Source organism: Streptomyces corynorhini, assembly GCF_003346515.1.
GTDB lineage: Bacteria > Actinomycetota > Actinomycetes > Streptomycetales > Streptomycetaceae > Streptomyces > Streptomyces corynorhini.
This window is the reverse complement of sequence record NZ_QQNA01000208.1, coordinates 1-12,314: the sequence shown is the minus strand read 5'-3', so window position 1 is coordinate 12,314 and position 12,314 is coordinate 1. Positions and strand designations below refer to the sequence as shown.

Sequence of the window (12,314 nt, the reverse complement as noted above, 5' to 3'; positions counted from 1 at the left end):
TGACACCCGTCCCTGCGGCGCAAGTGCAGGTACTCGGGAGGGGCGGCCCGGGGGAAGGGTTCCCAGGGAAGCCAGGATCGTTGCCCGGCCCGGCTGCTGGCCGCCGGGCCGGTTCGCCCTGCGGGGCACGCGGCAGTTGCATGGGGTGGCCCGGCCCCGGCTCAGCGCCTGACCGTCCGCTGTGGGCTGGGACTCATGCCCCGCTGGTCACCACCGGTCCCACTGGCCCCACCGGCCCCAACCCACCACCACCGCCCCTGACCGGCGGCTTGGTCAGGGCCTTGTGACCGGCTCCTGGAGTTCGGTTACCCACTGATCGGGGTCGTCGGGGCATTCGAGGTACAGCTCTCGCGCCGGGCCAGTGGAGCGGTAGCCGTTCGACTCGATCCAGCGGGCCAGGGTCTGGAGGCTGGGCATGAGGTTGTCCATCGAGCCACGGTGCACCAGGGTGGCGGCGCTCTCGATCTCCGGCAGGTCCACGACCGCGAAGTCGAGCCCGGTCCGGCGTTCCGTGGCGACCGTCATCCCCGCGTGGACGACGGCGGTGTCGTCGACGTCCGGCAGGACCTCGTAGTACGCGACCCCCGGGCCCGTCGCGGTGACGCCCGCCGCCGCGAGCCTGCGGCCCAGCTCGACGTACAGCGGGCCGATCACCGGCCCGACGCCCTCGGGCGCGAAGGGCGTCGCCGTGCCCGTCAGTTCGGCCACCCGTACCGGGGGAACGCGCTTGACCACTACATCGTCGGAAGACATGAGTCCCTCACTCTCGATCGTCCGGAGCCTCGCCTCGACCTGTGCCAACCGCGCGGCGTCCGCCGCGATCGCCGCCGCCAGATCCGCCTGCCGCAGCCGCAGCATCCCGCGCAGCTCGCCAGGGTTCACCCGCTCGTCCAGGATGCTCCGCACCTGCTGAAGGCTGAAACCGAGGTCTTTCAAGGCGATGACACGGTTGAGCCGGGCGAGCTGACCGGCTTCGTAGAAGCGGTAGCCGCTGGCCGCGTCGACATGGGCCGGACGCAGCAGTCCGATCGCGTCGTAATGACGCAACATACGGACCGACACACAGCCGTACCTGGCGAAGTCTCCGATGCTCAACATGATGTCTCCCAGTGCACAGCCTCACACCGTGTCATGGTCAAGCGCATGCTCTCCGAGGTCGGCGGCGCGTACCCGCGCACTCGCGCACCCGCGTACCCGCGTACCCGCGCGCCCGCTCGATCACCCCTGAGTCCGCTCCCCGTCCCCGGCCTCCTGTCCGTAGGCGGCCCTGCTGGCCAGGATCCGCGCGTTGTTCTCGATGGCCCAGCCCGCCAGGGCCAGCGCGGGCGGGATGAGGCTCTGCCCCATCGGCGTCAGCTCGTACTCGACGCGCGGCGGGACCTCCGCGTAGGCGGTACGGGAGACGAGCCCGTCCCGCTCCAGATTGCGCAACGTCAGCGTCAGCATCCGCTGCGAGATACCGGGAACGTGTCGCTGCAGTTCGGTGAAACGCAACCGGCCCTCTTCGAGCGTGGCCACGATCAACAGCGTCCACTTGTCGCAGATCCGGTCCAGCACCGCGCGGATCGTCCGGCCGCCGTCTCCCCGGATCATGCAGGTGCGCTCGTACTGCGACATGACAGCTCCTTGTGCCTTGCTCACACCGATGTGCCTTTTGTAGGCGTTCCGATAGTGACTCATCATGTGGCCACTTACATTTCGTAACCCACCACGGAGAGGTTCCTCATGCATGTCGCGTACTGGATCGTCGCCTCGCTCCTCGCCCTGTTCTACGCCTACGCGGGAGGCAAGAAGCTCCTCCAGAGCAAGGAGCAGCTCCAGCCCATGATGGGCTGGGTCGATCGTGTGCCGATGCCGCAGGTCAGACTCATCGGGGGCCTGGAGGTGCTCGGCGCCCTCGGCCTCCTCCTCCCGCCGCTCACCGGCATCGCGGTCGGGCTCGCCGTCGCGGCGGCCGTCGGCCTGGCCCTGGTACAGATAGGCGGTACGGTCCTGCATCTGTCCCGGGGCGAGGCGCGCGTGATCGGGCTCAACATCGCCCTTCTCGTGGCCGCCGTCGCGGCGGCCTGGCTGGGGGCCGGCTGGCTCTGACCGCGCCCCTGCCTCGCCACCCGTGCCCGCGCTCGCTCAGCCCGCCGCGTCGCCCGACATCTCCAGCACAGGGCCCGGCGCGCGGAAGGTGCGCCGGTACGCCGACGGGGCGACGCCCGCCTCCGCCGCCAGGTGCCGTCGCAGCGAGGTGGCGGTGGCGAAACCGACCTCGTGGGCGACCCGTTCCACCGGCAGGTCGCTGGACTCCAGCAGGTGCCTCGCCCGCCGCAGCCGCTGCTGGGTCAGCCAGCGGCCGGGGCTCAGGCCGGTCTCCTCCCGGAAGCGCCGGGCGAAAGTACGGGCACTCATCGCCGGGTGCGCGGCCAAATCGGCCAATGACAGAGGGAGTTCCAGTCGTTGGAGCGCCCAGTCGCGGGTCGGCCCGGTGCCGGTTCCGCTCGCCTGCGGCATCGGCCGCTCGATGTACTGCGCCTGCCCGCCGTCCCGGTACGGCGGCACGACGCAGCGGCGGGCGACCTGGTTGGCCACCTCGCTGCCATGATCCTTACGCACGAGATGCAGGCAGACATCGACACCGCTCGCCGCCCCCGCCGAGGTCAGCACATCACCGTGGTCGACGAAGAGCACGCCGGCGTCGAGTTCGACCCGGGGGAACAGCTCGCGGAAGTCGTCGGTGAGCGCCCAGTGGGTGGTGGCCCGGCGGCCGTCCAGGAGACCGGCGGCGGCCAGCAGGAAGGCGCCGGTACAGATGGACACCAGCCGGGCGCCGGGGCGGACGCGGGACAGGGCGGCGAGGGCCCTCGGGTCCGGGTCGGCGGCGGAGGCCCGGGAGATCGCGTACGGCGGGATGACCACCGTGTCCGCCTCGGCCAGCACCTCAGGACCGTGCCCGGGGGTGACGGTCAGGTCCGATTCGGTACGCACGGACCGCCCGTCCACGCTCGCGGACAGCACCTCGTAGCGGCCATCGGCGGAGCCCAGGACCCGGTGCGGGATGCCCAGCTCGAAGGGATAGACGCCGTCGAGGGCGAGGACGACGACCGTGTGGGCGCCGGAATCGCGGCCCGCACCGGAATCGCGGCGGGCGGCGGGGACGCCGCAGGAGGTGGCGGGGACGATGGCCATGGCACGAATGTATCGGAGGCTGACCTTCTTGCCATCGCCCCGGTCCGCACCGTACGGCCAGGATCGAGGCATGACTTCGACGGACACTCCTGACGCCACCGACGCCTCCGCCACCACCGCCGCATCCGACACCTCCGCCACCACCGCCGCCTCCGCCACGGCCACCGGCACCCCCGCCATGCTCGCCCTGCACCAGACGGCGCTCGGCGGCCCCGAGGTCCTGCGGCTGACCGAGCTTCCGCGGCCCGTGCCCGGCCTCGGGGAGATCCTCGTCGCCGTGCACGCGGCCGGACTCAACCCCACGGACTTCAAGCACCGCGCCCTGAGCATTTTCCTGCCGCCCCCGCCGCTGACCCTCGGCTGGGACGTCTCCGGCACCGTGGTGGCGACCGGCGGCGGCGTCACCCTCTTCCAGCCCGGTGACGAGGTGTTCGGCATGCTGCCCTACCCGTACGGGGCCGGCTCCCACGCCGAGTACGTGACCGGCCCCACCCGCGCCTTCGCCGCCAAGCCCGCCGGGATCGACCACGTACAGGCGGCGGCTCTGCCACTGGCCGCGCTCACCGCCTGGCAGGCCCTCGTCGACACCGCGGACCTCCAGGCCGGGCAGCGGGTGCTGATCCACGCCGCCGCCGGTGGGGTCGGCCATCTCGCCGTACAGATCGCCAAGGCGCGCGGCGCGCACGTCACCGGCACGGCGAGCGCCCCCAAGCACGACTTCCTGCGCGAGCTGGGCGCGGATGCCTGCGTCGACCACCGCTCCGAGGACTTCACCGACACGGAGGAGCCCTACGACGTCGTCCTCGACGCCCTCGGCGGGGAGACCGCCACCCGTTCCGTGGGCGTGCTCCGCCCCGGCGGCGTCCTCGTCTCACTGCTGCCCACGGCCGAGGGCACCCAGGCCGCGGCGGAGAAGGCGCAGGTCCGAGCCGTCACGCTGGTGGTCGAGCACGACCGGAGCGGAATGCGCTCCATCGCCGACCTCGTCGAGCGGGGCAGGCTCCGCGCCCACGTCTCCGGCACCTTCCCGCTCGCCGAGGGGGCTCGGGCGCACATACAGGGGGAGACGGGCCGCACCACGGGCAAGCTGGTCATCACCGTGCGCTGAGCAGGACGACTGCTCGGACAGGACGACTGCTCGGAGGGGACGGCTACTCGAACGGGACAGCCACCTGCACGGGACAGCCGCCCGAGCCGGACGGTCCGGGGCCGGGGCCGGGGCCGGGGCCGGGGCCGGGGCCAGGGCGGCGGCAAGCGCCCGCGAGACGTAAAAGTGCGGGCCCCCGAACCACCGGGGACCCGCACCTTCACACCCACGCGATGCTCACACCCACGCCGTGCTCACACCCAACCGCTACGCCAGCAGCGCCGGGATCGTGCCCTCGTGCGCGTCCTTCAGCTCGCTCAGCGGGATCGCGAACTCGCCCTGGATCTCGACCTCTTCGCCGTCGACGACCCCGATCCGCGCCACCGGCAGACCGCGCGCACCGCACATGTCCGTGAAGCGCAGCTCCTCGCTCCTCGGTACGGCGACGACCGCGCGGCCCGCCGACTCGCTGAGCAGGAAGGTGAACGCGTCGAGCCCGTCCGGGACGACCAGCCGCGCGCCGTGTCCGCCGCGCAGGCAGGACTCGGTGACCGCCTGGATGAGGCCGCCGTCGCTCAGGTCGTGCGCCGCGTCGATCATGCCGTCGCGGGAGGCGGAGATGAGGATCTCCGCGAGCAGCTTCTCGCGGTCCAGGTCCACCGCCGGGGGCAGCCCGCCGAGGTGGTCGTGGACGACCTGGGACCAGGCCGAGCCGCCGAACTCCTCGCGCGTGTCGCCGAGCAGGTAGAGCAGCTGGCCCTCTTCCGCGAAGGCGATCGGCGTCCGGCGGTTGACGTCGTCGATCACGCCGAGCACGGCCACGACCGGCGTCGGGTGGATCGCCGTCTCGCCCGTCTGGTTGTAGAGCGACACGTTGCCGCCCGTCACCGGGGTGCCGAGCTGGAGGCAGCCGTCGGCCAGGCCGCGCGTCGCCTCGGCGAACTGCCACATGACCGCCGGGTCCTCGGGCGAGCCGAAGTTGAGGCAGTCGGAGATGGCGAGCGGCTTGGCGCCGGACGCGGCGACGTTGCGGTACGCCTCGGCCAGCGCGAGCTGCGCGCCCGCGTACGGGTCGAGCTTGGCGTACCGGCCGTTGCCGTCGGTCGCCATCGCGACGCCGAGGTTGGTCTCCTCGTCGATGCGGACCATGCCGGCGTCCTCGGGCTGCGCGAGCACCGTGTTGCCCTGCACGAACCGGTCGTACTGGTCGGTGATCCACGCCTTCGACGCCTGGTTCGGCGAGGACACCAGCGCCAGCACCTGTTCGCGCAGCTCGGCCGAGGTCGCCGGGCGCGGCAGCTTGCCCGCGTCGTCGGCCTGGAGGGCGTCCTGCCACTCCGGGCGCGCGTAGGGCCGCTCGTACACCGGGCCGTCGTGGGCCACCGAGCGCGGCGGCACGTCCACGATCTGCTCGCCGTGCCAGAAGATCTCCAGCCGCTCGCCCTCGGTGACCTCACCGATGACGGTGGCGATGACGTCCCACTTCTCGCAGATCTCCATGAAGCGGTCGACGTGCTGCGGTTCGACGACCGCGCACATCCGCTCCTGCGACTCGCTCATGAGGATTTCCTCGGGCGAGAGGGTCGCGTCGCGCAGCGGTACGGTGTCCAGCTCGACCCGCATCCCGCCCGAACCGGCGCTGGCCAGCTCGCTGGTGGCGCAGGACAGACCGGCGCCGCCGAGGTCCTGGATGCCCGCGACGAGCTTCTCCGCGAAGATCTCCAGGGTGCACTCGATGAGGAGCTTCTCCTGGAACGGGTCGCCGACCTGGACGGCGGGGCGCTTGGCAGGGCCGGTCGACTCGAAGGTCTCGGACGCCAGGACCGAGACGCCGCCGATGCCGTCGCCGCCCGTGCGGGCGCCGTACAGGATCACCTTGTTGCCGGGGCCCGACGCCTGCGCGAGGTGGATGTCCTCGTGCCGCATCACGCCGATACAGCCCGCGTTGACCAGCGGGTTGCCCTGGTAGCAGGGGTCGAAGACGACCTCGCCGCCGATGTTCGGCAGCCCCAGGCAGTTGCCGTAGCCGCCGACACCCGCGACGACGCCCGGCAGCACGCGTCGGGTGTCGGGGTGGTCGGCCGCGCCGAAGCGCAGCGGGTCCACGACGGCGACCGGGCGGGCGCCCATGGCGAGGATGTCGCGCACGATGCCGCCGACGCCGGTGGCCGCACCCTGGTAGGGCTCGATGTACGAGGGGTGGTTGTGCGACTCGACCTTGAAGGTGACCGCGTACCCCTGGCCGACGTCCACGACGCCCGCGTTCTCGCCGATGCCGACGAGCATCGCGTCGTTGACCGAGGTCTTCTCGCCGAACTGCCGCAGGTGCACCTTGCTGCTCTTGTACGAGCAGTGCTCGGACCACATGACCGAGTACATGGCCAGCTCGGCGCCGGTGGGACGGCGGCCCAGGATCTCGCGGATCCGCGCGTACTCGTCCTCCTTGAGGCCGAGTTCCTTCCAGGGCTGGTCGGTGTCCGGGGTGCCGGTCGCGTGCTTGACCGTGTCGAGGTTCTTGATGGTCATGAGGCGCTTACCAGCTTCTTCAGGATCGAGGTGAAGAATCCGAGGCCGTCGGTACGGCCCGTACCGATCAGCGGCTCCACGGCGTGTTCGGGGTGCGGCATCAGGCCGACGACGTTGCCCGCCGCGTTGGTGACGCCCGCGATGTCGCGCAGCGAACCGTTCGGGTTGGCGTCCAGGTAGCGGAAGGCCACCCGGCCCTCGGCCTCCAGCTCGTCGAGGGTGCGCGCGTCGGCCACGTACCGGCCGTCGATGTTCTTGAGGGGTACGGAGATTTCCTGGCCCGCCGAGTAATCGGTGGTCCACGCGGTCTCCGCGTTCTCCACCCGGAGTTTCTGATCGCGGCAGATGAAGTGCAGATGGTTGTTCCGCAGCATCGCGCCGGGCAGGAGATGCGACTCGGTGAGGATCTGGAAACCGTTGCAGATACCGAGGACCGGCATACCGGCCTTCGCCTGCTCGATGATCGTTTCCATCACCGGCGAGAACCGCGAGATGGCACCGGCCCGCAGATAATCGCCGTAACTGAAACCGCCGGCCAGAACCACGGCGTCGACCTGCTTGAGATCCTTGTCGCGGTGCCACAGCTGTACGGGCTCGGCCCCGGCGATCCGGGCGGCGCGCAGGCTGTCCTGGTCGTCCAGGGTGCCGGGGAAAGTGACGACTCCGATGCGAGAGGTCACTTCGGCTCCTCGACCTTCACGACGAAGTCCTCGATCACGGTGTTGGCGAGAAAGGTTTCGGCCATCTCGTGGATGCGGGCGAGAGCGGCCTCGTCGACCGGACCCGCCACCTCCAGCTCGAAGCGCTTCCCCTGGCGGACATCGGCGATCGACTCGAAGCCCAGGCGAGGCAGTGCGCGCTGCACGGCCTGTCCCTGCGGGTCGAGGATCTCCGGCTTGAGCATGACGTCGACTACGACGCGTGCCACTGGCACTCCCGGTGGTGTGGTGCGGCTGGTTCTCGCTGCTCCGCTCTGCGGCGTTGCAGGTGCGGCTGCTGCGGCGTGCTTGCTGCGTTTGCTGCTGCGTACGTGCGGTGCACGTGCTGCGTTCCGCGGGGAATCCCGCAGACCCCCCGAGGTACCTCAGCGTACCCGCCCGGAAAATCTACGCGAGTAGATATGATCCGGCGCACGCCAGGAAAAATCCAGGGAAAAAACTCGCGCACCCCATTGCCGCGTGACACGCTGATGCAATTGGCTGGGCTTCACAATATGACGTCCACCGCTGTACAAAGGAATACAGCGGAAAACAGTATTGCCCCATAACAGCCGGAAGGCCGGTATCGCCGCACGCCGACGCGGGTCCCGTACGTCCCCGTACATCGAGGATCCGGCACATGTCGGGCGCGGCGGCACCGCAGGAAAGGACCGATATCCGTGGCGCAGCGTGTTGTGGTCACACTCTCCGACGACATCGAGGGTGGAGAAGCGTCGGAAACGGTCACCTTCGGACTGGACGGGAAGTCGTACGAGATCGACCTCAATCCCGTCAACGCGAAGAAACTGCGGAAGGCACTCGCCCCCTTCATGGCGGCGGGCCGAAAGCAGACAAATGCCAGTAAGAACGGCAAGAACCGCACAACCTACCGACACACCGCCCTCGCGCCCGACGCCGCGGCCGTACGCGCCTGGGCACAGGCGCACAAGCTGGAGGTGCCGGCCAGGGGCCGGATCCCCAAGCGGGTCTACGAGGCGTTCCGCGAGGCCAGTTGAGCCGGTGGGCTCCGGGAGACGGCCGGGGAGGGGTGGTCCGGCGGGCGGACCGGCAGGTGGTCCGGCGGGCGACCGGGAGGCGGTCGGGGGCGGGTTGGTGACGCAGTGGGCAGCCGAGTTGCCAACCACCCCTGTTGATCCGCTAGAGTTTGGAACACGCCGAGGGGCAAGGCCGAAAAGCCAAAACCCCGGCAGCGTGCGGGTGTAGTTCAGTAGTAGAACGCCCCCTTTCCAAGGGGGAGGCGCAGTGTGCAATTCCTGTCACCCGCTCTACATCGCTCTCCGGTCCTTCTGGATCAGGTAGAGTGGTGCCGCATCGTTCAGACGGTCTCGTTCAGACGATGCAGTATGCGGACGTAGCTCAGTTGGTAGAGCGCAACCTTGCCAAGGTTGAGGTCGCCAGTTCGAACCTGGTCGTCCGCTCAGTGGAAGAAGCCCCCGGTCCCTCGGACCGGGGGCTTCTTCGTGTGTCATGCCGGAGGCGCGCGGGGTGCCGGGGTACGGGGTGCAGGGGTACGGGGTGCCGGGTTCGGAGTGCCGGGGTACGGGGATTCCGGAGTACGGAGCGGATTGCCCGCGATGACAAATGTCATCGCGGCCGGTGACAGCCCGCACTGCCTCACCGCCCTACCCGGCGGAAGCCTGGAGTCATGACTCAGACAACGGGCGGCCAGGTAATCGATGTCGAGGAGCTGCGGCGTACCTACGTGGGCGGCTACACGGCGGTGGACGGCATCTCGTTCTCCGTGGCGCGCGGCGAGCTGTTCGCGCTCCTCGGTACGAACGGCGCGGGCAAGACCTCCACCGTCGAGGTGCTGGAGGGGCTCGCGCGGCCCGACGGCGGCACGGTACGGGTGCTGGGCCACGATCCCTACCGCGAACGGACCGCCGTACGGCCCCGGGTGGGCGTGATGCTCCAAGAGGGCGGCTTCCCCTCCGATCTGACGGTCGCCGAGACCGTCCGGATGTGCGCCGGGTGCACCAGCGGCGCCCGTCCCGCCGGTGAGGCGCTGGACCTGGTCGGGCTCACCAAGCGGTCCGAGGTACGGGTCAAGCAGCTCTCCGGCGGCGAACGGCGCCGCCTCGACCTGGCGCTCGCGCTTCTCGGCCGGCCCGAGGTGCTCTTCCTCGACGAGCCGACGACCGGGCTGGACGCCGAAGGGCGGCGCGACACCTGGGAGTTGGTGCGCGAACTGCGGAACGAGGGGACCACCGTGCTGCTGACCACGCACTACCTGGAAGAGGCCGAGTCCCTCGCCGACCGGCTGGCCATCATGGACCAGGGCCGGATCGTGGCCTCCGGCACCCCGGCGGACGTGACCGCGAGCCGGCCCGGCCGTATCCGCTTCGTACTCCCCGGGCATGTCACCGCCGGACAGCTGCCGCTCTCGCTGCGGGCGGCGGCGGACGGCAGGCGGATCGAGATCCGCACCCGGCAGGTCCAGCGGGATCTGGGCCAACTCCTGCGCTGGGCCGAGGAGTCCGGGGTGGAGCTGGAGGCGCTGGACGCGCGGTCGGCGACGCTCGAAGAGGCGTTCCTCGACATCGCGGCGCGGAGCGGAGAGACGGTGGGAGCCCGATGAACACGACAACGACCACACGGACGGGCGCGGACGGCAGGGGCGCCGACGGCAAGGGCGCCTCCCCCGGCGCCCCCGGCGCCACCGGCCCCGCCAGCACCCCGGCGAGCCGGCTGAAGGCCCTCGCGCGCGCCGAGTACACGCTGCTCACCCGGAACAGGACGGCGCTGTTCGCCGGGCTGCTCGTGCCCGTCGCGATGATCGGCTCCATCAAGGTGTCGCTCGCGCAGGTGGACCTCGGCAAGGCCGGGCTCAGCTCCATGGAAGTGGCGATGGTCGGCAGCATCGGCATGGTGCTGGTCATGGCCGTCTACGCCAACCTGACCTCCGCGTACACCGCCCGCCGCGAGGACCTGGTGCTCAAGCGGCTCCGTACCGTCGAGGCCACCGACCTCGAAATCCTCACCGGCACCGCGCTGCCCGCCGTCGCGCTCGCCTTCGTACAGTCCCTGGTGATGATCACGGGCGGCGTCGTGCTCCTCGACGTACGGGCGCCCCAGCAGCCGCTGCTGCTGACCGCCGGGCTGCTGGCCGGTCTGGCGCTGCTCGCCACGCTGTCCGCGGTGACCTCGGCCTTCACCCGTACGGTGGAGAGCGCCCAGATCACCAGCATGCCGCTGTTCCTGGTGTCGGTGGTGGGTTCCGGGCTCTTCGTCCCGCTGGAGGTGTTCCCCGACCGGGTGGCCGCGGTCTGCGAGCTGCTGCCGATGACCGGGGTCATGACGCTGATCAGGGCGGGCTGGCTGGGCGGCGTCGAGAGCGGCGACGCGCTGCGGGCGGGTCTGACGGCCCTGGTCTGGATCGCGCTCGCCCTGTTTGCTGTACGGAAGTGGTTCCGCTGGGGGCCGAGGCGTTAGCCGGAGCGAAGGAGCGGGACCGTGGGGCGAAGGAGCGGCACCGTGGGGCGAAGGAACGGGACCGTGGGGCGGACGGGAGACCTGGGAGACATGAGATCCGTGGGAGCCGTGGGAGGAGTGGGATGGCCAGGCTGACGGACTGGTGGCACCGGAAGAGCAAGCCGGTGAAGGTCGAGCTGTACACCCGCTGGTCGTTCCACTTCCTCGTGGTCCTGGAGATCGGGATGTCCGGTGTCACCGTGCTCATTTCGGCCGTGGCGAACGGTGTGTGGCTGGTCGGCCTCTGGCTGTTCCTGATGGTCTGCGCGCACGCGGCGCTCTGCGGTGTCATGCAGTCCCGGGCCCTGGACTGGCGGCTGGGCAGGCGCGAGCAGCCCGTACGGCTGGTCGTGGCCGTGGCGGCGCTGACCCTGGCCGGTCTCTTCGCCTTCCTCGCGCTGCGCTCCACCCACACGCTCCCGTTCGACCAGGGCGCCATCTACGTGGTGACCGGCCTCTCGGGCTTCGGCATGGCGTCGATATTCCTGGGCCTGACCAGGGCAGCGCACACGCGATACGCCCTGCCGGGGCTGATCGCGGTGGTGTCGGCGGCCGGGCTGCTGCTCGGACTGGCGACGCCCGAGATCATCGCCAACGCGCTGGGGATCCTCATCACCGGAACGTTCCTCGTCTTCACCTACGGCTTCTCGGTCTGGCTGCTCAAAGCCATCTGGGACCTCGACATGGCGCGTGAGCTGCAGACCCGTCTCGCCGTCGCCGAGGAACGTCTGCGGTTCGGCCGCGACATGCACGACGTCATGGGGCGCAACCTCGCGGTGATCGCGCTCAAGAGCGAGCTGGCGGTCCAACTCGCCGAGCGCGGCAGGCCGGAGGCCATCACGCAGATGACCGAGGTGCAGCGGATCGCCCGGGAGTCCCAGCGGGAGGTGCGGGAGGTCGTACGCGGCTACCGGGAGGCGGACCTCCACACCGAACTCGACGGCGCCCGCGGGGTGCTGGCGGCGGCCGGCATCGACTGCCGCATCGAGGAGGACACCACCGTCGCACTGCCCGCCGAGGTGCAGTCGGCCCTGGGCTGGGTCGTGCGCGAGGCGACGACGAACGTGCTGCGGCACGGGGACGCGCGGCGGTGCACCGTACGGCTGTCGGCGCCGGAGGACGGCGCGGGGGCGGTGCTGATCGTGGAGAACGACGGGGTGCCGTCCGCCGGGTCGGGCACCCCGTCGTTCTCCACGATCAGCACCGCCCCCGCGCCGTCCTCCGGCGCCGACAGCCGTACGGTGCACCGCCGCGCGTCCCCGTGCCGCAGCACGTTCGTCGTCGCCTCGCGCACGACCCAGCCCAGGGCCGACTGCACCTCGGCGGGCAGTGCG

11 protein-coding genes, 2 tRNA genes and 2 pseudogenes are annotated in these 12,314 nt (G+C 70.7%); 8 read left to right on the top strand and 7 right to left on the bottom strand.

Annotation, left to right across the window (positions count from 1 at the left end):
* Positions 1–273 precede the first annotated feature (273 nt).
* Entirely contained in the window at positions 274–1,098 is an 825-nt protein-coding gene (locus DVH02_RS24425) for a MerR family transcriptional regulator (RefSeq protein WP_114625986.1), read from the bottom strand.
* Between the two features lie 120 nt (positions 1,099–1,218).
* Positions 1,219–1,617, bottom strand: coding sequence for a winged helix-turn-helix transcriptional regulator (locus tag DVH02_RS24420; RefSeq protein WP_114625985.1), 399 nt, complete (start codon positions 1,615–1,617; stop codon positions 1,219–1,221).
* Between the two features lie 108 nt (positions 1,618–1,725).
* On the opposite strand from DVH02_RS24420, the gene DVH02_RS24415 reads away from it, so the two are divergent.
* Positions 1,726–2,091: a DoxX family protein gene (locus DVH02_RS24415; protein ID WP_114625984.1), complete on the top strand. Its 366-nt coding sequence runs from the start codon at positions 1,726–1,728 to the stop codon at positions 2,089–2,091.
* A 36-nt stretch (positions 2,092–2,127) separates the two neighbouring features.
* Here DVH02_RS24415 and DVH02_RS24410 read toward each other — a convergent pair whose 3' ends face one another.
* Positions 2,128–3,177 carry a GlxA family transcriptional regulator gene (locus DVH02_RS24410; RefSeq protein ID WP_233518437.1) on the bottom strand — a complete coding sequence of 350 codons (1,050 nt, stop codon included), beginning with the start codon at positions 3,175–3,177 and terminating at the stop codon, positions 2,128–2,130.
* A 70-nt stretch (positions 3,178–3,247) separates the two neighbouring features.
* On the opposite strand from DVH02_RS24410, the gene DVH02_RS24405 reads away from it, so the two are divergent.
* Entirely contained in the window at positions 3,248–4,285 is a 1,038-nt protein-coding gene (locus DVH02_RS24405; RefSeq protein WP_114625982.1) for an NADP-dependent oxidoreductase, read from the top strand.
* Positions 4,286–4,531: 246 nt separating this feature from the next.
* Here DVH02_RS24405 and purL read toward each other — a convergent pair whose 3' ends face one another.
* From purL to purS, 3 genes are read right to left on the bottom strand one after another with little or no spacing between them, the layout of a single operon-like run.
* Positions 4,532–6,790 (bottom strand): phosphoribosylformylglycinamidine synthase subunit PurL, encoded by a 2,259-nt coding sequence (purL, locus tag DVH02_RS24400; protein ID WP_114625981.1) that lies wholly within the window; start codon positions 6,788–6,790, stop codon positions 4,532–4,534.
* A complete protein-coding gene (gene purQ / locus DVH02_RS24395) occupies positions 6,787–7,470 on the bottom strand; it encodes a phosphoribosylformylglycinamidine synthase subunit PurQ (RefSeq protein WP_114625980.1) in 684 nt (227 codons plus the stop codon). The genes purL and purQ overlap by 4 nt, the downstream gene beginning before the upstream one ends.
* On the bottom strand, positions 7,467–7,718 hold the full coding sequence (gene purS / locus DVH02_RS24390) for a phosphoribosylformylglycinamidine synthase subunit PurS (protein WP_114625979.1): 252 nt from the start codon (positions 7,716–7,718) through the stop codon (positions 7,467–7,469). Before purS ends, purQ begins: the two co-directional genes overlap by 4 nt.
* Positions 7,719–8,168: 450 nt before the next feature.
* Between purS and DVH02_RS24385 the strand changes: the two genes are divergently transcribed.
* The 6 genes and pseudogenes from DVH02_RS24385 to DVH02_RS36990 form a co-directional block, all read left to right on the top strand.
* The gene (locus DVH02_RS24385; RefSeq protein ID WP_114625978.1) at positions 8,169–8,504 is read left to right on the top strand and encodes a histone-like nucleoid-structuring protein Lsr2; all 336 of its coding nucleotides are present in this window, start codon (positions 8,169–8,171) and stop codon (positions 8,502–8,504) included.
* Positions 8,505–8,702: 198 nt separating this feature from the next.
* Positions 8,703–8,774: transfer RNA gene (locus tag DVH02_RS24380), tRNA-Gly, on the top strand.
* 80 nt (positions 8,775–8,854) lie between these two features.
* Positions 8,855–8,927 (top strand) — tRNA-Gly (locus DVH02_RS24375).
* A 227-nt stretch (positions 8,928–9,154) separates the two neighbouring features.
* Positions 9,155–10,087 carry an ABC transporter ATP-binding protein gene (locus DVH02_RS24370; protein ID WP_114625977.1) on the top strand — a complete coding sequence of 311 codons (933 nt, stop codon included), beginning with the start codon at positions 9,155–9,157 and terminating at the stop codon, positions 10,085–10,087.
* A complete protein-coding gene (locus DVH02_RS24365) occupies positions 10,084–10,941 on the top strand; it encodes an ABC transporter permease (protein WP_114625976.1) in 858 nt (285 codons plus the stop codon). The genes DVH02_RS24370 and DVH02_RS24365 overlap by 4 nt, the downstream gene beginning before the upstream one ends.
* Before the next feature lie 122 nt (positions 10,942–11,063).
* Positions 11,064–11,894, top strand: a pseudogene (locus tag DVH02_RS36990) (histidine kinase dimerization/phosphoacceptor domain-containing protein); the annotation flags it as partial.
* 260 nt (positions 11,895–12,154) lie between these two features.
* On the opposite strand, the pseudogene DVH02_RS36415 reads toward DVH02_RS36990, so the two are convergent.
* Positions 12,155–12,314 (bottom strand): annotated as a pseudogene (locus DVH02_RS36415) (sensor histidine kinase); the annotation flags it as partial.